The following is a 25,679-nucleotide window of genomic DNA, read 5'->3' as shown; positions in this document are numbered from 1 at the left end:
TGCGCACCCACCACAAGCAGAGGCTGTGGCCCTACCCCGCCTGCGGGAACAGCAGCATCGCGTCGCCGTAGCTGAAGAAGCGGTAGCGCTGCTCGATCGCGTGCTGGTAGGCCTCGAACACGCGCTCCTTGCCGGCGAACGCGGAGATCATCATCAGCAGCGTGCTTTCCGGCAGGTGGAAGTTGGTCACCATCGCGTCGACGCTGCGGATGCGGTAACCCGGGGTGATGAAGATCTGCGTTTCGCCGGCAAACGGCAGCAGCTCGCCGTCGCGCATCGCGCTTTCCAGCGCGCGCACCACGGTGGTGCCGACGCCGATCACGCGGCCGCCGGCGGCGCGCGTGCGCCGCACCTGCTGCACCAGCTCGGCACCCACGTTCAGCCACTCGCGGTGCATCACGTGGTCCTTCAGGTCATCGGCACGCACCGGCTGGAAGGTGCCTGCACCCACGTGCAGGGTGACGTGCCCGAACTCCACGCCCTTGTCCTTCAGTGCGGCCAGCAGCGGTTCGTCGAAATGCAGGCCGGCGGTCGGCGCCGCCACCGCCCCCACTTCGCGCGCGAACACAGTCTGATAGCGCTCGCGGTCGTCCACGCCCGGCTCGCGCTGGATGTACGGCGGCAGCGGCAGGCGGCCGGCGTGCAGCAGCCACTGTTCCAGCGATTCCGGCACATGGAACTGCAGTACGTAGAACTCGCCATCGCGGCCCAGCACCTCGGCTTCACCGCCGGCATCCAGCGCAATGCGGCTGCCGGCCTTCGGTGACTTGCTGGCGCCCACCTGGGCACGGGCCTGCTGGCCACCGAGCAGGCGCTCGATCAGTATCTCCACGCGGCCGCCGCTGGCCTTCTGCCCGAACAGGCGCGCCGGGATCACCCGGGTGTCGTTGAACACCAGCAGGTCGCCCGGCTGCAGCAGCGACGGCAGGTCGCGCACCTGCAGGTCGGTGAAGGCATCGGGCGCCGGCGGTACCAGCAGCAGGCGGCTTGCGGAACGTTCGGCCAGCGGGGCCTGCGCGATCAGTTCAGCCGGCAGGTCGTAATGGAAATCGGACTTCTTCAAGGCGGTGGGCGGCAACAGGTCGACAATGGCGCGCATTGTACGTCCAGCGTCTGCGAGCCGGCGTGCTCCGCGACGAACGTCGCGGAAAATGCTGCTATGCAGCAGGTTTCTGCGGGGTTATCGCGCAAAAAAACAAGTGCTAGCATCGAGCCGGAAGTCCGCTGCACGAGCCTGCCCCAAGCGCGCGTGATGACGCGCGTTTTGCTTTTGAAGACCCGTGCGACCCATTGTTTCAGGAGATCTGCAATGAGCTTCATCGAACGCCTCGCCCCCCTGCGCAGCCAGCCCGGCACCCGTCTCACCACCGGGCTGGACGATGCCACCCTGACCGCCCTGTCCGCCAACCACCCGCAGCTGATCGCCGCGGTGGACGCCGCTGCCGAGGAATTCGCGCGCGTGCAGGCCGACCTGGGGCCGCTGCTGGCGCAGGACGAACAGGCGCAGATCGACGCGATGCAGGACGGTTTCGTCAATTTCTATGCCGATGACGCGGTGACCCCGTACGTGGCACTGGCTGCGCGCGGCCCATGGGTGGTCACCCTGAAGGGCGCCGTGCTGTACGACGCCGGCGGCTACGGCATGCTCGGCTTCGGGCACACCCCGGACGCCGTGCTGGAGGCGATGGCCCGCCCGCAGGTGATGGCCAACATCATGACCCCCAGCCTGTCGCAGCAGCGCTTCATCACCGCCCTGCGCGCCGAGATCGGCCACCGCCGTGGCGGCTGCCCGTTCGCCCGTTTCATGTGCCTGAATTCCGGTTCCGAAGCGGTCGGCCTGGCCGCCCGCATCGCCGACGTCAACGCCAAGCTGCAGACCGACCCGGGTGCGCGCCACGCTGGCGCTGCGATCAAGCGCGTGGTGGTCAAGGGCAGCTTCCATGGCCGTACCGACCGCCCTGCCCTGTATTCCGATTCCAGCCGCAAGAGCTACATGCAGCACCTGGCCAGCTACCGCGGTGAGGACTCGGTGATCACCGTGGCGCCGTACGACGAAGCCGGCCTGCGCAAGGTGTTCGAGGACGCCGCACGCAACCAGTGGTTCATCGAGGCGGTGTTCCTGGAACCGGTGATGGGCGAAGGCGACCCGGGGCGTTCGGTGCCGCCGTCGTTCTATGCCGTGGCCCGCGAACTGACCCGTGCCCACGGCAGCCTACTGCTGCTCGACTCGATCCAGGCCGGCCTGCGCGCGCATGGCGTGCTGTCGGTGGTCGATTACCCGGGCTTCGAAGGCCTCGACCCGCCGGACATGGAGACCTATTCCAAGGCCCTCAACGCCGCGCAGTACCCGCTGTCGGTGCTGGCGGTGACCGAGCATGCCGCGCAGCTGTACCGCAAGGGCATCTATGGCAATACCATGACCAGCAACCCGCGTGCGCTGGACGTGGCCTGCGCCACCTTGGCCCAGCTGACCCCGCAGGTGCGCGCCAACATCGCCGAACGCGGTGCCGAGGCCGTGCGCAAGCTGGAACAGCTGAAGAACGAGCTGGGCGGGCTGATCACCAAGGTGCAGGGCACCGGTCTGCTGTTCTCCTGCGAGCTGGCCCCGCAGTTCAAGTGCTACGGCGCCAACTCCACCGAGGAATGGCTGCGCCAGCACGGCATCAACGTGATCCATGGCGGCGAAAACTCGCTGCGCTTCACTCCGCACTTCGGCATGGACAGCGAGGAGCTGGACCTGCTGGTAGGCATGGTCGGCCGCGCCCTGCGTGAAGGCCCGCGCCGCGAGCAGGCCGCTGCCGCGTAAGCCTGCTTGGCGTTTGTAGAGTCGAGCCGTGCTCGACTCGGCCTTTGCCGCGATCTGAACGAAGATCAGCCGAGCATGGCTCGGCTCTACAGAAGGGCTCATAATCCAAGGACACCCCGTCCCCGACCGCCCTGCGGTTGGCGACGGGGCGTTTTCGTTTCCGGCCAAGAGACAGGAAGATCCATGAAATCGATCTGTGTGTACTGTGGTTCCAACGCTGGCAGCAAGCCGGCCTACACCGAACGCGCCATTGCCCTGGGTGACCGCATCGCCCGCGACGGCCTGCGCCTGGTGTATGGCGGCGGCAACGTCGGCCTGATGGGAACCGTGGCCAATGCCGTGCTCGCCGCTGGCGGCGAGGTGACCGGCGTGATCCCGCGCCAGCTGGCCGACTGGGAAGTGGCGCACCGTGGCCTGACCGAACTGGAGATCGTCGGTTCGATGCATGAGCGCAAGTCGCGCATGTTCGATCTTGCCGACGGTTTCGTCGCCCTGCCCGGCGGCTTCGGCACCATGGAAGAGATCTTCGAGATGCTGACCTGGCGCCAGCTGGGCATCGGCAACAAGCCATGCGCATTCCTCGATGTGGACGGCTTCTACGCCCCGCTGATCGGCATGATCGATCGCATGGTGGAAGAACGCTTCCTGCATCCGGACCAGCGCCAGGACCTGTGGTACGGCTCGGACATCGAAGAGATGCTGGAGTGGATGAAGAACTACCAGCCGGCCCAGGCCTCGAAGTGGATCGACGAGAAGCGCCGCGCCGCCCTGCGATGATGCGGCTGCACGCGGTGGCTCAGGCCGCCGCGTGCGCCCAGGGCGCGGGCCGCCCCAGCAGGTAGCCCTGGCCGTAGTCGCAGCCCAGTTCACGCAGGGTCTGCCGCTGCGCGTCGGTCTCGATGCCTTCGCCGATGGTCTCAATGCCCAGCGTGCGCGCCAGCGACAGCACGCCTTCCACCAGCGCCCGCGTACTCTGCACTTCCGGACCGTGCAGGCCGGCGATGAAGCTCTGGTCGATCTTCAGCGTGCTGATCGGGAAACGGTGGAGGTAGGACAGCGCGGAGAACCCGGTACCGAAATCGTCCAGCTGCACCTGGATGCCGCGCTCGCGCAGGCCCTGCAGGATACGCAGCGTGTGCGGGCCGTCGTCCAGCAACGCCACCTCGGTGATTTCCAGGCGCAGCCGGCGCGGATCGGCACCACAGCTGTCGAGCAGGCCGAACAGGCGATCACTGAACTCTGCCGAGCGGAAATGCCGGGGCGATACGTTCACCGAGACGTAGCCTTCGCCTCCCCGTGCCAGCCCCGCGATGACCTGCTCGTAGATCAGCCAGTCCACCTGTTCGATCAGGCCGCTCTCTTCACCCAGCTCCAGGAACGCGCCGGGCAGCAGCAGGCCACGGCGCTCATGCTGCCAGCGCAGCAGCGCCTCGTGACCGACCACTTCGCCGTCGGACAAGCGCACGATCGGCTGGTAGAACGGTACGAAATCGCGGTTGTTGATCGCACGGCGCAGATCGGCTTCCAGGTCCAGGCTGCGCATGGCTTCTTCGCGCATGTCCTCGTCGAAGATCGCACAGCGGTCATGGCCCTGCGCCTTGGCCCGGTACATGGCCGCATCCGCATCGCGCAGCAGCTCTTCTCCGGTGCGGTAGCGCGGATTCCACAGGGCAATGCCCAGGCTGCCGGACGGAAACAGTTCGCGCCCGGCGATCCACATCGATTCCTGCAACGCCAGCAGCAGCCGCTGGCCGAAATCCAGTGCCTGCGCCAGGCCCTGCGGGCACTGCAGCAGAACAGCAAACTCATCACCGCCGAGCCGGGCCACCACATCTTCGTTACCCGCCATCGACACGATGCGCTTGGCCACTTCCACCAGCATGCGGTCGCCGGCGGCATGGCCGATGCTGTCGTTGACCAGCTTGAAGCGGTCGAGATCGAGGAACAGCACGGCGAACACCGGTCCGCCCTCACGCTTGGCCAGCGCCAGTGAATCCTGCAGGCGATCCAGCAGGTGCAGGCGGTTGGGCAGGCCGGTCAGCGCATCGTGCATGGCCTGGTGGGTCAGGCGCTGCTCGGCACGCAGGCGCTCACCGATCTGCCCAAGCAGCTTTTCGTTGACCTCGGCCAGTTCGCGGGTGCGTTCCTCAACGCGCTTTTCCAGCTCGGCATGTGCCGAACGCAGCCGCTGCTGGTCGCGCTGGCGCGCAAGCCCGGTTCCGATGTTCTGCGCAACGAAGGTCAGCAGCCGCTGGTCGTGCACGCTGAACGTGCTGTTCTCGCTGTAGCTCTGCACCACGATCGCACCCACCACCTCATCGTCGCGCAGCAACGGCACGCCCAGCCAGCAATGCGAGCGCGCGCCGGACTCGCGCACTTCACCACTGGCCAGCAGCGCATCGATCTGCGCGCGTGACGCCAGCAGCGGGCGCCGGTTGCGCACCACGTATTCGGTCAGGCCCCGGCTGAACGGCCGTGGCGCGCGGCTGGCATTGTGCTCGTCCACCGAATACACGAAGTCCAGGCCGTTGCCGGCCGGGTTGACCAGGGCGATGTAGAAATTGCGTGCGTCGAGCAGGCGCCCGACCACCCCATGCACCTGTCCATAGAACTGGTCCAGGCTGTCGGCCGACATCGCCATCTCGGCGATGTTGTACAGCGCGGTCTGCAACTGTTCGGCACGGCGACGCTCTGCCACCTCATCCTGCAGGCTGCGGTTGGCGCGCTGCAGTTCCTGGGTGCGCCGCGCCACCTGCTGCTCCAGCCGCACCTGCGCCTGGCGCCGGTCCATCGCGGTCTGTACGTGCTGCGCAACGAAGCCCAGCAATGCGCGCTCGGCCTCGCCATAGCGGGCTGCCTGTTCATAGCTCTGAACCACGATGGCGCCGCAGACGCGGCCGTCCCGCAGCATCGGCACGCCCAGCCAGTCCAGGCTTTCGGGCCCACGCTGCGGGTCGTGCTCCTGTTCCATCACCTGCGCCAGCAGCCTGCGCGAGGGACCACTGAGCGGCTTGCCATGGCGCAACAGCGCCACGGTCAGGCTGCGCGGCATCTCGCTGGCGTCATGGCTCTGCGTGGGATCGGCGACGAAGTCATCGACCTGATCGGCGAAGTACAGGAAGCGTATCTGGTCGCGCACATCGTCGTATTCCACGATGTAGCAGTTCTCGGCATACATCAGCGTGCCCAGCACACCATGCACGTGGCGCAGCATCTCGGGCATTTCCAGGTCGGCACCGGCCAGATCTGCAATCTGGAACAGGGCCTGCTGCAGCCGTTCGGCCTCTTCCAGTGCCTTGATCTGGCCGGCCTGGCGGCCGCGCTGCAGCGCCAGCTCCATCGCCTGCCGGGCCAGCCCCCACCACGCGGCTGAAGGCACCGCGCCCGCAACCGACAGCAGCAGCCGCGCACCGTCATACTCCCAGCCGTGCTGGCCATCGCCGGTGGCGGGCTCCACGGACGCAGCGCTGTCAATCGCAGGCAAGGGCCAGCCCCCCCGGCCACTCCCCAGCTGCGGGTCGTCCCAGCCAACGCGGACCACGGCCGTTTCCGGCAAAAGCGCATGCAACGCGCGCACCAGCGCCGTGCTCAACACGGCCTCGTGTAGTGGCTCTTCCGCCGATTCAGCATGCGTGGACAAATGACAATCTCTTGGCGCCGTCTGTGCGTCGCCTCCCCTGAGCCGCCGAGCATAGCGCGCCACCCGGGGGGCAATGGAAGCCCGTAAACCCCGAATCGTGCGCCCGTACGTTTTTCGTGCTGTCCGTAGCTGCTTCCATGCCATGAACCTCGCCCTGCCCGCCCCTGCCACCGGCTATGCGCCACCGCCTGCAGGCCTTACCCTGTACGCCGTGGAAGCCAGCGCACTGCCAACCGATGAAGCCTTGATGCTGGCCTGGGCCGGTGGCGACCTGCGCGCGTTCGAAAGCCTGTATGGGCGCCACCGCAAGCGCCTGTTCGGCTTCCTGCTGCGGCAACTGCGCGACACCGCGCTGGCCGAGGAGATCTTCCAGGACGTCTGGCAGCGGGTGATCAGCGCCCGTGCTGGGTGGCAACCGGACGCGGCGTTCACCACCTGGCTGTTCCGCATCGCCCACAACCGCCTGAACGACCATTGGCGCGCCGCCCGCCACCGCCCGGCTGCCCCGGCCGATGCCGATCTGCGCCTGGCCGCGATCGAGGATGGGCAGACCCCGGAAGGCGAGCTTTCCGAATTCGAACAACGTCGCCGCATCCAGCTGGCGATGGAACAACTGCCGCCTGAGCAGCGCGAAGTGCTGCAACTGCGGCTGGATCAGGAACTGAGCCTGGAGGAGATCGGCCAGATCACCGGCGTAGGCCGGGAAACCGTGAAATCGCGGCTGCGCTATGCGATGGACAAGCTGCGTGCGGGATTGAACGCATGAACCGAGACGAACCGCTGACGCCGGAAGAACGCGAGCTGGCCCGGCTGCTCGGCCGTCGCGCCGAGCAGGCTCCGCCCGCCGCACTGGACGCTGCCATCCTGGCCGCGGCCCGCGCTGCCGTGGACGCGCCGGCGGCCGATGCGGTCGCCTCTCCCGAGGCGCCGCGCACGCAGCGCACACGCCCGCGTTGGCCGGCGGTGTTCGGCATCGCCGCCTCGATGGTGTTTGCCATCGGCATCGCCTGGCAGCTGCGTCCGGAACCGCCGCCGGTTCCGGCCGGTGAGGCCGCTGTTGCTGCGGCACCGGCAGCGGCAGAAGACGTTGCGGCTGCCGATCAGGCCGCTGACCGCAGTGCAGCCGACAGCGCTGTGGCGGGCGCCCAACCAAGCGCTGCGCCCGCAGCACCCGAGGCCGCCCCTGTTGCCGCTGCCCCGGCACCGTCCATCGCACGCGCGCCCGAGCCGGCGCCGGCCGAAACCGCTGAAGCGCCGGCCCAGGCTGCACGATCGATGGCTGCGGATGCGGCCGCCGATACCGCCTTTGCGGCCCTCCCGCCAGCGCCGACGGCAGCACCGGCAGCAGCGCCGCCTGCGCCACCGGCACCCGCCGCCTACTCGGCACCGGCACCTGCACCGGCATTCGCGCCGGCAGCGTCCGGGGCACTGAAAGCACGCACGGCCGCGGCACCTGCACCGGCACCAGCAGCCAATGCCGCCGAGGTCGAGCGGGCGGAGGCGCTGGATCGGGTGGAGATCACCTCGATGAAGCGTGAGGCTCCCAGCCGTTCGGCTCCGGGCATCATGCGCCGCGGCAGCGATGCGGGCCTGAGCGCGGATACCGTGCAGGCCGAGGTGGACGCCGACGCGCGCCTGCCACGCCGGCAGTGGCTGCAGAAAATCCGCGAGCGCCGTGACCAGGACCAGCGCGACCTCGCCCGCGCCAGCCTGGAGCGCTACATCCAGCAATATCCGGAAGCGCGCCTGCCGCGCGACCTGCGCCCGCTGCTGGACGACTGAAACGGGCGGGGGTACCCGGCAACACCGTAGAATGGCGGGAATGCTCGATACCCTCGCCCAGCCCGTCAGCCACACGCTGGAAGTCAAACACAGCCGCTTCATCGCCCATGCCGCGCCGATCGACGGCGCCCCCGCAGCGCTGGCGTTCCTGCAACAGGTTGCCGTGGCCGACGCCACACACAACTGCTGGGCCTACCGGCATGGCCAGGACTACCGCTCCAGCGATGATGGCGAGCCGGCAGGCACCGCCGGGCGGCCGATCCTGGCCGCGATCGACGGGCAGGGCTTCGACCGGGTGATGGTGGTGGTGACGCGCTGGTTCGGTGGCATCAAGCTCGGCGCCGGCGGCCTGGTCCGGGCGTACGGTGGCGCCGCCGCAGAATGCCTGCGCACCGCGCCGCGGCTGGCGCTGGTCGCCATGGCACGGCTGCAGCTGCAGGCCGGCTTCGAAGACCTGGGCACCCTGCATGCGGCCCTTCCGGGGTTCGGCGCGGAAAAGCGCGATGAACAGTTCGACGCGAACGGGGTGTGCCTGCGGGTCGAATTGCCGGCCGATCAGGTCGACGCATTGAAAATCCGCCTGCGCGACGCCACTCGTGACCGTATCCGCATAGAAGACGACCACCAGGATGACTGACAAGGACGGCGCCCCCGCCTCACCCCCGCCGCTGCGCCGCCTTGGCAGCCTGCGCACGCTATGGCCGTTCGTGCGCCGCCACAGTGGCCTGTTCACCGCCTGGCTGATGGCCCTCGCGGTGTCTTCGGCGGCCACGCTGAGCCTGCCGCCGGCGGTCAAGCAGATGATCGACCACGGCTTCAGCAGCGGCGGCCAGATCAACCGTGCCTTCGCCCTGCTGATGCTGGTGGCCGTGGTGCTGGCCCTGGCCACCGCCGCGCGCTTCTACTTCGTGTCGCTGCTGGGCGAAAAGGTCGTGGCTGACCTGCGCAGCCGCCTCTACGCACACCTCATCCAGCTCGGTGCCGGCTTCCATGACCGCAGCCGCAGCGGTGAGCTGGTCTCGCGCCTGACCGCCGACAGTGAGCTGCTGCGCAGCGTGGTCGGCTCGACCATGTCGGTGGCATTGCGTAGCAGCGTCACGGTGGTCGGCAGCCTGGCGATGCTGTTCGTCACCAGCCCGCGGCTGGCGGCGTGGTCGCTGCTGGGCATTCCGCTTGCGGTACTGCCGATCATCATCGGTGCGCGCAAGCTGCGCACCGTCGCGCGCAGCAGCCAGGACCGCATCGCCGATGCGAACAGCCTGGCCAGCGAGACCCTGGGCGCCGTAAGGACGGTGCAGGCGCATGCACGCGAACCCTACGAGCGCGGCCGCTTCGACCATGCACTGGGCGATGCCATCAAGGCCGCCCGCCGCCGCATCGGTGCGCAGTCGCTGGTCACCGCCAGCGCCATCCTGCTGGTGTTCGGCGCCATCGTCGGCGTGCTGTGGCTGGGCGCGCACGATGTCATCGATGGCCGCCTCAGCGCAGGCACCCTTGGCCAGTTCGTGCTGTACGCGCTGATCGGTGGTGGTTCGGTCGGTGCCCTGGCCGAAGTCTGGAACGAACTGCAGCGCGCGGCCGGCGGCATGGGCCGCATCGGCGAACTGCTCCAGGAAGACATCGAGATCCGCGCGCCGGCGCAGCCGCACGTGCTGCCGCAGCCGCTGCGTGGCGAGATCCGGTTCGACGACGTGGTGTTCCATTACCCGCAGCGGCCAGACCAGGCGGCGCTGGACCATTTCAACCTGCACGTGCGCCCGGGCGAGACCGTGGCCCTGGTTGGCCCGTCCGGCGCAGGCAAGAGCACGGTGCTGTCGATGCTGCTGCGCTTCCACGATCCGGCCAGTGGCCGCATCTGCGTGGATGGCATCGACGTGCGCCAGGTCGACCCGGCCGAGCTGCGCGGACAGCTGGCGCTGGTTCCGCAGCAGCCGACGCTGTTTGCCGCCAGCGCGCGCGACAACATCCGCTATGGCCGCCTGCAGGCCAGCGACAGCGAGGTGGAAGATGCCGCACGCGCCGCCGAGGCGGACGGATTCCTGCGCGCGTTGCCGCAGGGCTATGACAGTGAGCTGGGCGAGCGCGGCGCCCGCCTGTCCGGTGGCCAGCAGCAGCGTGTGGCGATTGCCCGCGCACTGCTGAAGGATGCGCCGATCCTGCTGCTGGACGAAGCCACCAGCGCGTTGGACGCGCAGAGCGAGCACGGCGTGCAGCAAGCGCTGGAACGCCTGATGGCGGGCCGCACCACGCTGGTCATTGCCCACCGTCTGGCCACCGTGCTCAAGGCCAACCGCATCGTGGTGATGGACCAGGGCCGCATCGTCGCCGAGGGCACGCACGCGCAACTGCTGGCCGAAGGCGGACTGTACGCTGAACTGGCACGACTGCAGTTCATCGATTGATGACGGCCGGCTAACATCGGCCGGACCAAGCTGGCCCCGCATCAGCCGCATCCGCTGAAGGAGGTAGACGATGTCGTTCCGTCAGTTCCCCGCAGTCGACAGCAATGGCGAAAGCCACATCATCATCGAGTTCAAGCCCGAGGCGAATGGCAGCGGACACCACTCCGAAGCCACGCCGCGTTATGAGCTGGATGATGGGCGTCATCTGGTGCGCAACGGACGCGAGTTCACCACCAGTGGTGGTGAGCTGCGGTTGATGATCTAGCGCTGCCCCCCTGCCTGGTGGGTGCCCACCTTGGTGGGCACTGGCCGTATCGCCTCGCTCTGGTAGGTGTCGACCTTGGTCGACACGCTTTTTGCCAAAGGCGGTTGAGCCTGGCTCGACCCTACAAAAAGCGTGATCAATTTTTGACCAACCATCTTGACAGCCTTTACTACCAAGGGCTGAGCGAGGTTATCCACACCTTTGCTCAGAAACCATCCACACCGCCTGTGGATGAATGTGCTCAGCCCAGCACCCGCCCGATGCCGCTAGCGTCCACTTCGGCGGCCGCGCGACTGATCGCCCCCGGATCGCTGCCGGCCACGAACCCGATCCGGAAATGCACTTCGCCGCCAGGCGTGCGCGAGGAATGGATCGAGGCCAGGCTGATGCGGTGCTGCTCGAACACGTTCAGCAGTTCACGCAGTGAGCCCGGCCGATCTTCCGGCAGGTGCACCGACAACGCATTGCGCTCGGTCAGGTCAGCCAGCAGATAGCCCACGCGTTCAAAGGTGTAGTTGCCCTCGGCCAGTGCCTGCTCGCCGAAGGCACTGTGGTTGGCCGACAGCAGCTGCTCACGGAATGCACTGCGTGCAGTGTCGTCGCCCTGCCCGACCTGGGCCTGCAGGGCCTGCAGCTGGCCGATCAAGCGCTCCAGCATCGGCGCCACGTACGGATTGCCGAACTGGATGTCCTCGTAGATCGCGGGGTTCAGCGACAGGATGCGCGAGATGATCGCCGTATCCAGTTCGAACGATGCCGACCGGTACGGCATCATCGCGGCCAGGTCGCCCAGCTGCGGCTGGTACTGGCGCAGCACGCCGGCCTGGGCCAGGTGGGTGGCATGCACCATCGCCTGTACCAGCGCCATCATCTGGTCGTGATGCTGCGGCGTGGCCCGCACGCACTCAGCCTGCAGCGCCGTGCACAGCGAATCGACCCATGGCTGCCAGTGCCGCAGCCGCGCTTCGCAGACCACCATCACCCGACCCTTCAGTGTCGGCGCTTTCGGTGGCGCGGTCATCGGGTGCAGCCCGACCACCTCGGCCTGCGAGGCCAGCATCGCCTGCACCGGCGCCTCCTTCACCGAGGTCACATCCAGCCACAGGCGGTCCTGCTCGCGGCCGGCCGACTGCCGCACGTACTCGGCGATCAACGCCGGCGTATGCCGGATCGGCGCCGAGAACACCAGCACATCGGCCTGCGCGAGCAGCTGTTCCGGCGTATGCGAGCCCGGATCAGCCGGATCATGGCCGATTACCCGCAGCTGCATGTGCTGCTGGAAGAAGCGGGTCAGCCAGCGTCCGTAGGCGCCGGCACTGCCGACGATGCCGACCGTGCGCGGCGTGCGTTCGAGCAGGCCGCTCATGCCACGCGTTCGGCGCGGAAGCGCGTCCCCTCGGCCAGCGCGGCAGGCGCTGCAGCGATCACGTCGAATTCTTCGAAGCCGTTGTCCAGGGTCGCCTCCAGGGCCGCGTGGGTGCCGGCAATCGCACGCGAGATCGCCTGCTGCATCGATTCGCCGCGCAGCAGGAACGACACCACCAGCGACATCAGCACATCACCCGTACCGGCCACGTCCACCGGCAGCAGGGGCGAGGTCCAGCGCCAGGTCTCCTCGCGGCCGACAGCCAGGGTCACCAGTTCACCCGGGGTGCCGCCCACGCTGTGCGCGATCACCCAGTGCGGGCCACGATCCAGCAGCGTGCGTGCGGCGGCGATGGCATCGGCCTCGGCGAGCGCCGGCATACCGGTGAGGCGATTGAGTTCAAAGGCGTTCGGGGTCACCAGCCAGGCATGCGGCAGCAGGCGCTCGGCGAAGATCGCTTCCAGGCCCGGTTCCACGTAGGGGCCGGTGTGGGTATCACCAATCACCGGATCCAGGCAGTAACGCAGCTGCGGGCAGGCCGGCAGGATGTCGTCCAGCCAGTCGGCGAAGGCCGCACCGTTGGCGGTGCTGCCGAAGTAGCCGGACACCAGCATCTTCGCCCGCTGCGGCAGGCCGCGCTCGTGGGTGCCCAGCAGCAGGTCGGCGAACCAGTCGGCGGGCAGCACGCGACCGCGCGTGGTGTCGTAGAACGGCGCGTTGCTGAGCAACACGGTCGGAATTTCTGCTACGCGCACGCCGAGAGCGCGCATCGGCGGCACGGCGGCGCTGTTGCCGGCGTGGCCGTAGACAAGTTGCGACTGGACCGAGATGACATCGATCGGCGACGGGCCGTCGGGCCGCTGGCGGCGGCCGTGGACCAGGTGGTTATCAAGGGATTCGCTCATGGCCGCATTCTACGCCCGGTGGGCGGTTCGGCAGGGCTTGCAGCCCTGCGCCTGCAGAATCAACGTCAACATCAAAAGCCAGAGCGGGCTATCCGTGGGGTGGCGGGGCGGTGTCGGAGTGCGGGGACGCCGCAAGTACGTCCTTGTAGGCTTGGCAGCGGCATCCATGCGGCTGACACCCCGCACTCCGACACCGCCCCGCCTTCGACAGGTTCACGCGGCTGTTGGTAATTGCGGCTGTTGTTCCGCGCTGTTGGTAGGTGTCGACCTTGGTCGACACATCTGTCAGATATCGAATGAGTCATCCACGCATGGCGTGGATCTACCGTGTCGACCAAGGTCGACACCCACCAGAGCAGAGTGCTGCTCCAACAGATCGCGGCCAATTGTCGAAGGCGGGGTGGGTCCGGTTGAAGGGGTGTCCGCGGCATGGATGCCGCGGCCAAGCCCCCAGGGATGGGTTTACGGCGTCCCCTGCAGCCGGACCCACCCCGCCCACCCACGGATAGCCCGCTTCTGCTGTTGACGTTGCCTCTGCGGGTGCAGGGCTGCAAGCCCTGCAAACCAAAAACCCCTCAGTGAACAGCAGGCCGCGACGGCGGCAGCCACGCCGCCACGATGCCGAGCAGCGGCAGGAACGCAGTCAACTGGTAGACGTACTCGATGCTGGTCTTGTCCGCCAGCAGGCCGAGCACGGCAGCACCCAGTCCACCCATGCCGAACGCAAAGCCGAAGAACAGGCCGGACACCATGCCGATGCGGTGCGGCATCATCTCCTGGGCATAGACCACGATGGCCGAGAACGCCGAAGACAACACGAAACCGATCAGCACCGCCAGCACCGTGGTCCAGAACAGATCGGCATGCGGCAGCATCAGTGCGAACGGCGCAACGCCCAGGATCGAGGTCCAGATGATCGGCTTGCGGCCGATGCGATCGCCCAGCGGGCCACCGAGGAAGCCGCCGGCGGCGGACGCCACCAGGAATGCGAACAGATGCAGCTGCGCCTGTGCCACCGGAATGCCGAAGTGGTGGATCAGGTAGAAGGTGAAGTAGCTGCCGATGCTGGCCATGTAGAAGTACTTGCTGAAGATCAGCACCAGCAGGATCGCCAGCACCTTGGCCACGGTGCGCGGGGGATGGCGCGGCGCCATCGAGGCGGTGCTGGCCGGGCCCGGGGTGCCCAGGTGCAGCGCGTACCAGCGGCCGACATAGGTCAGCAGTGCAATGCCGATCAGCGCGGCGCCGGCAAACCACGACGCGGCATGCTGGCCATGCGGCACGATCACCGCTGCAGCAATCAATGGACCGAGCGCGGTACCGAAATTGCCGCCCACCTGGAACACCGACTGCGCGAAGCCATGGCGGCCACCCGAGGCCAGCCGCGCAATGCGCGATGCTTCCGGATGGAAAATGGCCGAACCAATGCCGACCATCGCCGCAGCCATCAGCACCACCGCATAGTTCGGCGCGAAGCCGAGCAGCAGCATGCCGCACAGGGTCGAGGCCATGCCAATCGGCAGCGAGTACGGCGCCGGGCGACGGTCGGTGGCGGCGCCAACCAGTGGCTGGAAGATCGAAGCGGTCAGCTGGTAGGTCAGCGTGATCAGGCCGATCTGGGTGAAGCTCAGGTTGAAGCCGCCCTTGATCACTGGATAGATGGCCAGGATCAGCGACTGCATCATGTCGTTGACGACATGCGAGGTGGAAATAGCTGCCAGCACACCGGGAGCCACCGGACGTGAGGTCGTTGCGGGAGAAGCCAAGGCGGACATGGACGCAGTCAGGTTGGGGGCGAGCCACGCATGCTACGGTTGCCCTCCCCTCCCTTCTGCCGCGTTCGGGTCATGGCCTATCGCAAAAAGGACATTGCCGGCGATGTCGACCCGGCTGCGCCGTGGCGTGATGTGCCACTGCATCGTCCGGTCACCTACCGGGTTACCCAGTACCCGGCAGGCACCCATATCGCAGGCCACAAGCACCAGCGCCACCAGCTGGTCTATGCCATCTCGGGGCTGATGGTGGTGCGCTCGGAAGTCGGTCGCTGGGTCGTGCCCTCCACCCGTGCGATCTGGATGCCGGCGGGCATGGTGCACGCGGTGGACTGCATTGCCGCCGTGCACATGCGCAGCCTGTACATCGATCCGTCGTTCGCCCCGCAGTTGCCGGCCGAACCGTTCGCGGTACAGGTGGCACCGCTGCTGCGCGAACTGCTGCAGGCAGCCACCCTGATCAAGGGCGAGCACATCGAAGACAGCCGCGATGGCCGCGTGGTGCGCCTGCTGCTGGACGAACTGCATCGCATGGACGTACTGCCGCTGCACCTGCCCTCGCCCACCGACCCGCGCCTGCAGCGGATCTGCCAGCACATCCAGAAGCGCCCCGGCGACGACGCCACGCTGCAGGACTGGGCACAGGCGCTGGAAGTGGACGTGAAAACCATCCAGCGTCATTTCGCCAGCGAACTGGGCATGACCTTCGGCCAGTGGCGACAGCAGGCGCGACTGCTGGCCGCATTGGAGCGGCTGGCGGTCGGCGACAAGGTCATCGATGTCGCGCTGGCGATGGGCTACGACAGCCCCAGTGCGTTCACCAGCATGTTCAAGCGCCAGCTGGGGCAGACGCCGGCGGCGTTTTTCCGCTGATCGCAAACGAAAACGCCGGGCATGGCCCGGCGCTGCCGCTCAACGCTTCGGTTGAAAAACTCAGGACGTCATCCGGTCCCAGAAGCCCTTCACGCCATCCATGAAGGTGGCCGACTTCGGCGAATGCTTGCGTGCTTCCTCGCCGACGAAGGTGGCTTCGAACTGTTCCAGCAGCTTGCGCTGCTCAGGGGTGAGGTTGACCGGAGTCTCCACCACCACGCGGCAGTACAGGTCGCCCTCGCTGCGGCTGCGCACCGAACGCACGCCCTTGCCGCGCAGGCGGAACAGCTTGCCGGTCTGGGTCTCGGCCGGAATGCGGATCTCCGCTTCGCCGCCGAGGGTGGCCACGCGCACGGTGTCACCCAGTGCCGCCTGCGAGATGCGGATCGGCACTTCGCAGTGCAGGTCGTCGCCATCGCGCTGGAAGATCGCATGCTCGCGCACGCGCACTTCCACGTACAGGTCGCCCGGTGGCGTACCGGCCGGACCGGCTTCGCCCTCGCCCTGCAGGCGGATGCGGTCGCCGGTATCGACGCCGGCCGGCACCTTCACCGACAGCACCTTGTCTTCCTCGACACGGCCGTTGCCGTGGCAGGTCTTGCAGGGCTTGGCGATGATCTGGCCACGGCCGCCGCAGTTGTGGCAGGCCTGCTGCATGGCGAAGATGCCGCGCTGGATGCGCACCTGGCCGCGGCCATGGCACACATTGCAGGTTTCGACCTTGCCATCTTCCGAGCCACTGCCATCGCAGTCGCCGCACTCGGCCAGGGTCGGAATCTCGATGCGGCGCTCGACGCCGCGCACGGCTTCTTCCAGGTCCAGCTCCATCACGTAGCCGATGTCGGCGCCGCGACGCGCCTGGCGCGGACCACCGCCACCGCCGCCAAAGATGTTGCCGAAGATATCGCCGAAGATATCGTTCATGTCCGGGCCGCCCGGCCCGCCGCCGCCCATGCCGTGCTCGAACGCCGCGTGGCCATGGCTGTCGTACATGCGGCGCTTGTTGCCGTCGGACAGCACTTCGTAGGCTTCCTTGCACTCCTTGAAGGAGGCTTCGGCCGCCGCATCACCCGGGTTGCGGTCCGGGTGGAACTTCATCGCGCAGCGACGGTACGCCTTCTTCAGCTCGTCGTCGGTGGCGGTGCGGGCAACGCCCAGCACTTCGTAATAATCGCGCTTGCTCATATCGTGGATCTGGTTCCGGAAAGTCGGGATTCGTCAAAGCGGAAGAGCGGAACCAGGTCCGCTCTTGCGTCGGGCGCCCCGACACGCCGGTGGGCGGTCAGGACCCTGATGCGACAACGGGACGCTGGTGGCCAGCGTCCCGTGTCGGTCCGGATCAGGACTTCTTGTCGTCCTTGACTTCGGTGAACTCGGCGTCGACCACGTCGTCCTGCGCCTTGCCGGCATTGCCGGCGTCGGCACCCGGGGCACCGCCCTGGTCGGCCGAAGCCGCGGCGAACAGCGACTGGCCAGCTTCTTCCAGTGCCTTCGACTTGGCTTCGATCTGTGCCTTGTCGTCACCCTTCATCGCGGTTTCCAGGTCGGCCAGGGCCGCCTCGACCTTGCCGATGACATCGCCGCCGACCTTGCTGCCGTGCTCGGTGATGGCGCTGCGGGTACCGTGGATCAGGGCGTCGGCCTGGTTGCGGGCCTGCACCAGTTCCTGGAACTTCTTGTCTTCTTCGCGGTTGGCTTCCGCGTCGGCGACCATGCGCGCGATCTCTTCCTCGGACAGGCCCGAACCGGCCTTGATCTCGACCTTCTGTTCCTTGTTGGTCTTCTTGTCCTTGGCCGACACGTGCAGGATGCCGTTGGCGTCGATGTCGAAGGACACTTCCACCTGCGGCAGGCCACGCGGGGCCGGCTCGATGCCGGACAGGTCGAACTTGGCCAGCGACTTGTTGAAGCGGGCCTGTTCGCGCTCACCCTGCAGCACGTGCACGGTCACGGCCGACTGGTTGTCCTCGGCGGTGGAGAACACCTGCGAGGCCTTGGTCGGGATGGTGGTGTTCTTCTCGATGATCTTGGTGAACACGCCGCCCATGGTCTCGATGCCCAGCGACAGCGGGGTCACGTCCAGCAGCAGCACGTCCTTGACGTCGCCGCCCAGCACGCCGCCCTGGATCGCAGCACCCAGTGCCACGGCTTCGTCCGGGTTGACGTCCTTGCGCGGTTCCTTGCCGAAGAACTCGGTCACCGCCTGCTGCACCTTCGGCATGCGGGTCTGGCCGCCGACCAGGATCACTTCGCTGATGTCGCTCGAACGCAGGCCGGCATCGTTCAGGGCGACGCGGCACGGCTCGATCGACTTCTTGATCAGGTCGTCCACCAGGGCTTCCAGCTTGGCGCGGGTCAGCTTGATGTTCAGGTGCTTCGGACCCGACGCGTCAGCGGTGACGTACGGCAGGTTCACTTCGGTCTGCTGGGCGCTGGACAGCTCGATCTTGGCGCGCTCGGCAGCATCCTTCAGGCGCTGCAGGGCCAGCGGATCCTTGCGCAGGTCGATGCCCTGGTCCTTGTTGAACTCTTCAACCAGGTACTCGATGACGCGGTTGTCGAAGTCTTCGCCACCCAGGAACGTGTCGCCGTTGGTGGCCAGCACTTCGAACTGCTTTTCACCGTCGACGTTGGCGATCTCGATCACCGAGACGTCGAAGGTGCCGCCGCCCAGGTCGTACACCACGATCTTGCGATCCTTGTTGTCGCCCTTGTCCAGGCCATAGGCCAGCGCGGCCGCGGTCGGCTCGTTGATGATGCGCTTGACGTCCAGGCCGGCGATGCGGCCGGCGTCCTTGGTTGCCTGGCGCTGGCTGTCGTTGAAGTAGGCCGGCACGGTGATGACCGCTTCGGTGACCTTCTCACCGAGGAAGTCCTCGGCGGTCTTCTTCATCTTTTCCAGCACCTTGGCCGAGATTTCCTGCGGAGCCATCTTCTTGCCGTCGCTGGTGGCCACCCAGGCGTCGCCATTGTCATGGGCCAGGATGCTGTACGGGACGTGCGCGATGTCCTTCTGCACTTCGGCGTCGGTGAACTTGCGGCCGATCAGGCGCTTCACCGCGTAGAAGGTGTTCTTCGGGTTGGTCACGGCCTGGCGCTTGGCCGAGGCACCGACCAGGACTTCGCCGTCCTTGGTGTAGGCGACGATCGACGGGGTGGTGCGATCGCCTTCCGAATTCTCGATGACGCGGGCCTTGCCGCCGTCCATGATCGCCACGCACGAGTTGGTGGTGCCGAGGTCGATACCAATGATCTTGCCCATGGGGGAGACTCCTGAGGATGCTTGTTGGTGTCAGTCCGGCCGTTCGGCCGGTGGATGAATACGATGTGGGGGAGGCTCGTGGAACATTCAAGCCATCTCCCGAACGCTGTGTTCAGCGCCTGGAAAACCTTGCCAGGCATGGCCTGGCACAACCGGGACCGGGCAAAGCCCGGCCTGGTCCATCAATCGGCGGCCACCACCACCAGCGCCGGCCGCAGCAGGCGCTCGTTGAGCAGGTAGCCCTTCTGGAACACGGTCACCACGCTGCCCGGGGCGGCGCCCGGCGTCGGCACCTGGCTGATGGCCTGGTGGTGTTCCGGGTTGAACGGCTGGCCGATCGGGTCCAGCAGGACCAGTCCGTTGTCGGCGGCCACCTTCAGCAGCTGCTTGTAGGTCAGCTCCAGGCCTTCGCGCAGCGGGTGCGGGTCGTCGCCGGCGGCCTTCAGGCCGGCATCCAGGCTGTCGAACACGGGGAGCAGATCGCCCAGCAGCTTCTCGTTGGCGAACTTGCGGGCCTGTTCGATGTCACGGGCAACGCGCTTGCGCTGGTTCTCCAGGTCGGCGCGCTCACGCAGGGCATCGGCCTTGACCTGTTCGATTTCGGCGCGCAGGCGCTCGACTTCGTCGTTGACGCCGGCGGTGGCGGCCGCATCGGCGGCACTCTGCTGGGATTCGATATCTGGCTGTTCGTGGTTCATGTCTGGGTCCCTGGCGGTCAATCTCCGCCTCCACCCACCCTAGTGTGGGCGGGATGCTGCGTTTCAAGCGTCGGATGTTCCCGGCGGGCGGCCGGCTGGCGAAAACGCCGCGCCCAGTACATCGGCGGTAGCCTGGACCAGCGGGATCACGCGGTCGTACGCCATCCGCTTGGGGCCGATCACCCCCAGCACGCCCAGCACCTGGCCATTGGCCGTGTAAGGGGCGGTGACCAGCGAGACGCCCTGCAGCGGCATCATCCCGGTCTCCTCGCCGATGAAGATGCGCACGCCGGGCGCCTGGATGGTCCGCTCCAGCAGCTGCAGGATCTCGCGCTTGCTGGAGAACAGCTCGAACAGCTCGCGCAGGCGCTCCAGGTCGGACAGGTCCTGCACCCCCATCAGGCGGGTCTGGCCCGCCACCAGCATGTCGTCGGCCGCCGGCTGCAGGGCCTGCTCGGCCAGCTCGATGCTGTGCGCCAGCAGCTGTTCCAGCTCGGAGCGGGCATCGCGCAGTTCCAGCAGCAGTCGGGTGCGGATCTCGGCCATCGGCAGGCCGGCGAAATGGGCATTGAGGTAGTTCGCGACCTGCTCCAGCTGGCCCGGCGCGAACTCCTGCCGGGTTTCGATGACGCGGTTCTGCACCTCGTTGTCGGCAAACACCAGGATCGCCAGCACCCGGCGCCCGTCCAGCGCCACGAAGTCGATCTGGCGGAAGGCGAACTGCTCGCGTCGCGGCGCGCTGACCACGCCGACGAAGTGGCTCATCGCCGACAACAGCTCCGAGGCGCTGCCGAGCAGGGCCTGGGTGCTGCCGCCGCCAGCCAGTTCCTGCCGCAACCGGGCCAGCTCGCCTTCGCCCGGCGGCTGCATCTGCAGCAAGCTGTCGACGAACACGCGGTAGCCATGCGCGGTCGGAACGCGCCCGGCGGAGGTGTGCGGCGAGGCCAGCAGCCCCAGGTCTTCCAGGTCACCCAGGATGTTGCGGATGGTGGCCGGACTGACCTCCAGGCCGGCCACGCGCGCCAGTGTCTGCGAGCCGACCGGCTCGCCGTCCTGGATGTAACGCGCGATCAGCGTGCGCAGCAGATGGCGCGCACGCGGGGCAAGCTGGTCGGGAGAACCGTGCATGGAATCAACCTGTGAGACACGGACACTAGATAATGGCGGCGCATCACCTTGGCAAGTCATTGGACCTCCCTCGCCCGCGTGCTAGCGTTGCGCGGCTGCTGATACCCCCTTACCCATGCTCAGACATCTTTCGATCAAGGATTTCGCCGTCGTCCGCGCCACCGAACTGGAGTTCGGGCCAGGCATGACCGTGGTTTCAGGCGAGACCGGCGCCGGCAAGTCGCTGATGGTCGACGCGCTGGGCTTCCTGTCCGGCCTGCGCGCCGACAGCGGCGTGGTCCGCCACGGCGCCGCGCGCGCCGAGCTTTCGGCCGAGTTTGCGCTGGAGCAGCTGCAGGCTGCACGCCAGTGGCTGGCCGACAACGAGCTGGACGACGAGGAGCAGTGCCAGCTGCGCCGGGTCATCCGCGCCGATGGCGGTTCGCGGGCCTGGATCAACGGCCGCCCGGTGACCCTGGCGCAACTGGGCGACCTGGCCTCGCTGCTGGTGGAGATCCACGGACAGCACGAACAGCAGGCCCTGCTGACGCGCCCGTCGCAGCTGGCCCTGCTCGACGCCTATGCGCGCAACGAGAACGAACGCCGCCAGGTGCGACGCGCCGCCGCGGCCTGGCAGGCATTGGTCGATGAATCGCTGGCGCTGTCGCAACAGGGCGACGTCAGTGACCGGATCGGCTTCCTGGAGCACCAGCTGCGCGAGCTGGACCGTGAAGACCTGGAGCCGGAGTCGATTGCCGCACTCGGCGCCAGCCACCGCCGCCAGGCCCATGCCAGCGCCCTGCTGAGCGCCTGCCAGGCCGCCAGCAACCAGCTCAACGGCGACGACGGCAGCTCCGCGCTGGACCTGCTGCAGCAGGTGCGCCACGAGCTGTCGCGCCTGATCGAGCACGACGCGCGCCTGGGCGAGGTGGATGGCCTGATCGAGAACGCTTCGATCCAGCTGCACGAAGCCCTGTCGCTGCTGGATCGGGTGCATGACGACCTCGACGCCGACCCGGAACAGTTCGAGGAGAACGAGCGCCGCCTCGGCCGTCTGCACGACCTGGCCCGCAAGCACCGCGTGCCGATGGACGAGCTGGGTGCGCAGCGCGAGCGCATGCACGCCGAAGTGGAACAGCTGCGCGGCGCCGACGAACGCCTGCAGCGCCTGGCCGGCGAGATCGACAAGGCCGCCGCCGCCTGGCGCGCACAGGCCGAAGTGCTGACCGCCAGCCGTCGCAGCGCTGCTGCCGAGCTGTCGGCCACCACCACTGGCATCATCGCCGAGCTGGGCATGGGCGGCGGCCAGTTCCTGATCGAGCTGGAACCGCAGGACGCCGGCAAGCCCGACCCGCAGGGTGCCGAGCGCGTGGAATTCCTGGTCGCAGCCAATGCCGGCCAGCCGCCGCGCGCCCTGCGCAAGGTGGCCTCCGGCGGCGAACTGTCACGCATCTCGCTGGCCATCGAAGTGGCCGCGCTGGACCTGGATGCCGTACCGACCATGGTGTTCGACGAAGTCGACTCCGGCATCGGCGGCGCGGTAGCCGACATCGTCGGCCAGAAGCTGCGCGCGCTCGGCGAGAAGCGCCAGGTGCTGTGCGTGACCCACCTGCCGCAGGTTGCCTCCAAGGGCCATGCCCATTACCGGGTCAGCAAGGCCCCGGTGGAAGGCATGACCCAGAGCGCCGTGGAAAAGCTGGACAGCAAGGCGCGCGAGGAAGAGCTGGCGCGCATGCTCGGCGGCGTGGAAGTGAGCAAGGAAGCGCGCGCCGCCGCGCGCAAGCTGCTGCAGGTGTAACGCCGCCCGAGCCGGGCATAGGCCCGGCTTCCGCGCGGTAGTGCCGGCCGCTGGCCAGCAACCCAACACGGGTGGGCGAAGATCGTGAGGTTGCCGGCCAGCGGCCGGCGCTACCCCCGTGGCTGCGTCAGGTCGACGTTCTCCACCAGGAAATCAAGAAACGCGCGCACCCGCAGCGGCAGGTAGCCGCCCTGCCCCAGGAACACCGCGTGCACCTCTTCCAGGTCACCGGGGTTGGCCTCTTCCAGCACCGGCAGCAGGCGCCCGGCGGCAATATCCTGCTGCACCTGGAATGCTGCCAGCCGCGCCATGCCCAACCCACCCAACACCAGCTGGCGCAGCGCATCGCCGTTGCTGGCGCGCGCGTTGCCACTGGGCAGCAGCATGCGCTCGCGCCCGTCCTGCAGCAACGGCCAGCCCTGCATCGCGCGCGCATGGCCGATATCCAGCCGGTTGTGCGACTGCATCTCCTCGGCGTTGCGCGGCAGTCCATGCCGCTGCGCGTAGGCGGGCGCAGCCACGATCATCATCCGCGTCGCGCCCAGCCGCCGCGCCACCAGGCTCGAGCTCTTCAGCGGACCGGCCCGCACCGCCACGTCGGTGCGCTGCTCCAGCAGGTCGATCACCTCGTCGTTGAGGGTCAGGTCCACGCCTACCTGCGGATTGCGCTGCAGGAACGCCGGCAGCAACGGCAACAGGAAATGCTGGCCGAACGGCACGTTGGAATTGACCCGCAGGCGTCCACGCGGCTCGGCGTGAGCACTGGCGCAGCGCTCGGCCTCGTCCAGGTCGGCCAGCACGCGCAGGCCGCGCTCGTAGAACGCGCAGCCCTCGGGAGTCAGCTGCAGCTGGCGGGTGGAACGCTGCAGCAGGCGCGTCCCCAGCCGTTGTTCCAGCCTCGCCACCAGCTTGCTGACCGCCGACGGGGTCATCTCCAACGTTCGGGCGGCTGCGGAAAAGCCCCCGGTCTCGATCACCCGCACGAACACTTCCAGTTCGCCGGATCGGTTGATGTCGGAGCGCGCCATGGCAATGAATCCAGTTCACAGATGATTGTCCATGCGCAGTCTAGTTCACAGATGAGTACGGAATCACCATGGCCTTCCCTCCACCCGGGATTGCCCGATGAATCGTTTCAGCCAGTTCGTCACAACCGCATTGATCGGCCTGTCCAGTGCCGCCAGCGCCGCCAGCGACGCCCCTGCGCCACACTGGGTCGCCAGCTGGCAGGCCAGCCCGCAACCGGTCTGGGGCGCGGAATTCCTGTTTCCGACCCTGGTCCCAGCCGCTCTGCAGGACCAGACCTTCCGCCAGACGGCACGTATCAGCCTGGGCGGGCCCCGGCTGCGGGTGCGGCTGAGCAATGCCTACGGCACTCAACCACTGCGGATCGGGGCGGCGAGCGTGGCCGCCCGGGCGGGGGACACCCCGCAGCCGCTCAGTTTCGAAGGCCAGCCCGGGGTACTGATCGGCCCCGGGCAGGAACGGCTGAGCGATCCGCTGCCACTGGCCACGGCTGACCGGCAGGCGCTGCAGGTCAGCGTCTTCGTGCCGGGGCCGATGCCGGTACAGACGTTCCATTGGGAGGGCAGGCAGACCAGTTGGATTGCGCCTGGCGACCAGAGCCAGGCCCAGGCCCTGAGCGGGGCCAGCAGCACCACGGCCCGCCTGTTCCTGGCCGGCATCGAGGTCGAGGCGCCGACCAGCGCACGCAGCGTGGTGGTGATCGGCGATTCGATCACCGACGGCGCCACCGCCAGCCTCGACCAGGACCAGCGCTGGACCGACCATCTGGCCGCGCGTTTGGCACCGCGGGGCATCGCCGTGGTCAATGCCGGCATCTCCGGTGGCCGCCTCTTGCGCGACGGCATGGGGGAATCCGCGCTCGCCCGCTTCCAACGCGATGCACTGGATCAGCCTGGCGTGTCCAGCGTGATCGTGCTGATCGGCATCAACGACATCAGCTGGCCCGGCACCGCCTTCGCCCGCAAGCAGGCGCGGCCCACGCTTGCCGAGCTGCAGGCAAGCTACCGCGCCCTGGCCGAACAGGCCCATCGGCGGGGTCTACGCATCCTCGGCGCCACCCTGATGCCGTTCGCCGGCGCCCTGCCCGGCACGCCGCTGGACGACTACTACCACCCGGACAAGGACGCCGTGCGCCGCCAGCTCAATGCCTGGCTGCGCACCGACGGGCCGTTCGACGCGGTGATCGACCTGGACGCGGCCCTGCGCGATCCGGCCGATCCGTCACGGATGGCCGCTGCCTACGACTCCGGCGATCACCTGCATCCGGGTGATGCGGGGAACCGGGCGATGGCCGAGGCGGTGGATCTGAAGATCCTGCTGGGTCGCAAGGGGTCAGAGCCCTTTGCTCGTGCAAAGGGATCCGACTCCGCGGGGCGCCCGGGCTCAGAGCCCTTTCCTGAAGGGAACAGACCCTGACCCCAGCAACGAAAAACCCCGGGCAGGCCCGGGGTTTCGTCGCATCTGGCTGGCCGGATCGGCTTACTTGCGCTTCTTGCGCACGTACAGCACCAGCGAGTGCTCTTCCAGTTCGTAGCCGTGGTCGGCTGCGATCTTGCGCTGCAGCTCCTCGATCTCATGGCTCTCGAACTCGATGATCTTGCCGCTGTCCACGTCGACCATGTGGTCGTGGTGGCCGCCACGGTCAAGCTCGTAGACCGCCTGGCCGCCCTCGAAATTGTGCTTGAGCACGAGGCCGGCGGCCTCGAACTGGGTCAGCACCCTGTACACCGTCGCCAGGCCGATCTCGTCGCCATGCTCCAGCAGCTGGCGGTAGATGTCTTCGGCGGTCATGTGGTGCTGGGCATTGCGCTGCTCGAGCAGCGCCAGGATCCGCATCCGCGGATGGGTCACCTTCAGGCCGACTTTACGCAGGTCGTGGGTTTCCATAGGTCTCCGTTCATTGGCGATTTAGCGCCAGCTGCCTCGGATTGGGTCGCGGTGGCACGCCGGGAGTGTATCATCGGTTTGATTTCCCCA

At 67.7% G+C, this 25,679-nt stretch carries 21 protein-coding genes; 10 read left to right on the top strand and 11 right to left on the bottom strand.

Going from position 1 to position 25,679, the window contains the following annotated elements; genetic code table 11:
- Positions 1 to 31: 31 nt before the first annotated feature.
- On the bottom strand, positions 32 to 1,099 hold the full coding sequence (queA, locus tag AC5P60_RS19395; protein ID WP_005409255.1) for a tRNA preQ1(34) S-adenosylmethionine ribosyltransferase-isomerase QueA: 1,068 nt from the start codon (positions 1,097 to 1,099) through the stop codon (positions 32 to 34).
- A 210-nt stretch (positions 1,100 to 1,309) separates the two neighbouring features.
- On the opposite strand from queA, the gene AC5P60_RS19390 reads away from it, so the two are divergent.
- Both AC5P60_RS19390 and AC5P60_RS19385 read left to right on the top strand, forming a co-directional pair.
- The gene (locus AC5P60_RS19390; protein WP_005409254.1) at positions 1,310 to 2,806 is read left to right on the top strand and encodes an aminotransferase class III-fold pyridoxal phosphate-dependent enzyme; all 1,497 of its coding nucleotides are present in this window, start codon (positions 1,310 to 1,312) and stop codon (positions 2,804 to 2,806) included.
- A gap of 183 nt (positions 2,807 to 2,989) precedes the next feature.
- Positions 2,990 to 3,583 carry an LOG family protein gene (locus AC5P60_RS19385; protein ID WP_005409253.1) on the top strand — a complete coding sequence of 198 codons (594 nt, stop codon included), beginning with the start codon at positions 2,990 to 2,992 and terminating at the stop codon, positions 3,581 to 3,583.
- A gap of 19 nt (positions 3,584 to 3,602) precedes the next feature.
- On the opposite strand, the gene AC5P60_RS19380 is transcribed toward AC5P60_RS19385, so the two are convergent.
- Positions 3,603 to 6,401 carry a bifunctional diguanylate cyclase/phosphodiesterase gene (locus AC5P60_RS19380; RefSeq protein WP_483693036.1) on the bottom strand — a complete coding sequence of 933 codons (2,799 nt, stop codon included), beginning with the start codon at positions 6,399 to 6,401 and terminating at the stop codon, positions 3,603 to 3,605.
- A gap of 292 nt (positions 6,402 to 6,693) precedes the next feature.
- Between AC5P60_RS19380 and AC5P60_RS19375 the strand changes: the two genes are divergently transcribed.
- The 5 genes from AC5P60_RS19375 (at position 6,694) to AC5P60_RS19355 (ending at position 10,895) form a co-directional block, all read left to right on the top strand.
- On the top strand, positions 6,694 to 7,212 hold the full coding sequence (locus tag AC5P60_RS19375) for an RNA polymerase sigma factor (RefSeq protein ID WP_239667795.1): 519 nt from the start codon (positions 6,694 to 6,696) through the stop codon (positions 7,210 to 7,212).
- A complete protein-coding gene (locus tag AC5P60_RS19370; RefSeq protein WP_483692804.1) occupies positions 7,209 to 8,228 on the top strand; it encodes a hypothetical protein in 1,020 nt (339 codons plus the stop codon). The genes AC5P60_RS19375 and AC5P60_RS19370 overlap by 4 nt, the downstream gene beginning before the upstream one ends.
- Before the next feature lie 40 nt (positions 8,229 to 8,268).
- Positions 8,269 to 8,865, top strand: coding sequence for an IMPACT family protein (locus AC5P60_RS19365; RefSeq protein WP_005409249.1), 597 nt, complete (start codon positions 8,269 to 8,271; stop codon positions 8,863 to 8,865).
- A complete protein-coding gene (locus AC5P60_RS19360) occupies positions 8,858 to 10,630 on the top strand; it encodes an ABC transporter transmembrane domain-containing protein (RefSeq protein WP_483692805.1) in 1,773 nt (590 codons plus the stop codon). Before AC5P60_RS19365 ends, AC5P60_RS19360 begins: the two co-directional genes overlap by 8 nt.
- Before the next feature lie 70 nt (positions 10,631 to 10,700).
- A complete protein-coding gene (locus tag AC5P60_RS19355; RefSeq protein ID WP_049442817.1) occupies positions 10,701 to 10,895 on the top strand; it encodes a hypothetical protein in 195 nt (64 codons plus the stop codon).
- 241 nt (positions 10,896 to 11,136) lie between these two features.
- Here AC5P60_RS19355 and AC5P60_RS19350 read toward each other — a convergent pair whose 3' ends face one another.
- The 3 genes from AC5P60_RS19350 to AC5P60_RS19340 form a co-directional block, all read right to left on the bottom strand.
- Positions 11,137 to 12,261, bottom strand: coding sequence for a prephenate dehydrogenase (locus AC5P60_RS19350; RefSeq protein ID WP_149500936.1), 1,125 nt, complete (start codon positions 12,259 to 12,261; stop codon positions 11,137 to 11,139).
- On the bottom strand, positions 12,258 to 13,166 hold the full coding sequence (gene pdxY, locus AC5P60_RS19345; protein ID WP_049430620.1) for a pyridoxal kinase: 909 nt from the start codon (positions 13,164 to 13,166) through the stop codon (positions 12,258 to 12,260). The genes AC5P60_RS19350 and pdxY overlap by 4 nt, the downstream gene beginning before the upstream one ends.
- A gap of 575 nt (positions 13,167 to 13,741) precedes the next feature.
- A complete protein-coding gene (locus AC5P60_RS19340) occupies positions 13,742 to 14,941 on the bottom strand; it encodes an MFS transporter (RefSeq protein ID WP_483692806.1) in 1,200 nt (399 codons plus the stop codon).
- 72 nt (positions 14,942 to 15,013) lie between these two features.
- Between AC5P60_RS19340 and AC5P60_RS19335 the strand changes: the two genes are divergently transcribed.
- Entirely contained in the window at positions 15,014 to 15,811 is a 798-nt protein-coding gene (locus AC5P60_RS19335) for an AraC family transcriptional regulator (RefSeq protein ID WP_495201805.1), read from the top strand.
- A 60-nt stretch (positions 15,812 to 15,871) separates the two neighbouring features.
- Here the strand turns inward: AC5P60_RS19335 and dnaJ are convergent, their stop codons facing one another.
- From dnaJ to hrcA, 4 genes are all read right to left on the bottom strand, one after another.
- Positions 15,872 to 16,996: a molecular chaperone DnaJ gene (dnaJ, locus tag AC5P60_RS19330; protein WP_005409242.1), complete on the bottom strand. Its 1,125-nt coding sequence runs from the start codon at positions 16,994 to 16,996 to the stop codon at positions 15,872 to 15,874.
- 154 nt (positions 16,997 to 17,150) lie between these two features.
- Entirely contained in the window at positions 17,151 to 19,073 is a 1,923-nt protein-coding gene (gene dnaK / locus AC5P60_RS19325; RefSeq protein ID WP_005409241.1) for a molecular chaperone DnaK, read from the bottom strand.
- 182 nt (positions 19,074 to 19,255) lie between these two features.
- The gene (grpE, locus tag AC5P60_RS19320) at positions 19,256 to 19,771 is read right to left on the bottom strand and encodes a nucleotide exchange factor GrpE (protein ID WP_005409240.1); all 516 of its coding nucleotides are present in this window, start codon (positions 19,769 to 19,771) and stop codon (positions 19,256 to 19,258) included.
- Positions 19,772 to 19,834: 63 nt separating this feature from the next.
- A complete protein-coding gene (gene hrcA, locus AC5P60_RS19315) occupies positions 19,835 to 20,899 on the bottom strand; it encodes a heat-inducible transcriptional repressor HrcA (RefSeq protein WP_005409239.1) in 1,065 nt (354 codons plus the stop codon).
- 115 nt (positions 20,900 to 21,014) lie between these two features.
- Here hrcA and recN point away from each other — a divergent pair, with 115 nt between their 5' ends.
- Positions 21,015 to 22,676, top strand: a complete 1,662-nt coding sequence (gene recN / locus AC5P60_RS19310; RefSeq protein WP_483692808.1) for a DNA repair protein RecN — start codon at positions 21,015 to 21,017, stop codon at positions 22,674 to 22,676.
- 110 nt (positions 22,677 to 22,786) lie between these two features.
- On the opposite strand, the gene AC5P60_RS19305 is transcribed toward recN, so the two are convergent.
- Entirely contained in the window at positions 22,787 to 23,704 is a 918-nt protein-coding gene (locus AC5P60_RS19305; RefSeq protein ID WP_033834401.1) for a LysR family transcriptional regulator, read from the bottom strand.
- 97 nt (positions 23,705 to 23,801) lie between these two features.
- On the opposite strand from AC5P60_RS19305, the gene AC5P60_RS19300 reads away from it, so the two are divergent.
- Positions 23,802 to 25,118: an SGNH/GDSL hydrolase family protein gene (locus AC5P60_RS19300; RefSeq protein ID WP_483692809.1), complete on the top strand. Its 1,317-nt coding sequence runs from the start codon at positions 23,802 to 23,804 to the stop codon at positions 25,116 to 25,118.
- 63 nt (positions 25,119 to 25,181) lie between these two features.
- Here AC5P60_RS19300 and fur read toward each other — a convergent pair whose 3' ends face one another.
- Complete coding sequence (gene fur, locus AC5P60_RS19295) at positions 25,182 to 25,589, bottom strand: ferric iron uptake transcriptional regulator (RefSeq protein WP_005409235.1); 408 nt, start codon at positions 25,587 to 25,589, stop codon at positions 25,182 to 25,184.
- Positions 25,590 to 25,679 lie beyond the last annotated feature (90 nt).

This window comes from Stenotrophomonas sp. YJH_SMC_120 (genome assembly GCF_059368675.1).
Note: the sequence above shows the minus strand (reverse complement) of the source record. Positions and strands in the feature narration are given on the sequence as shown.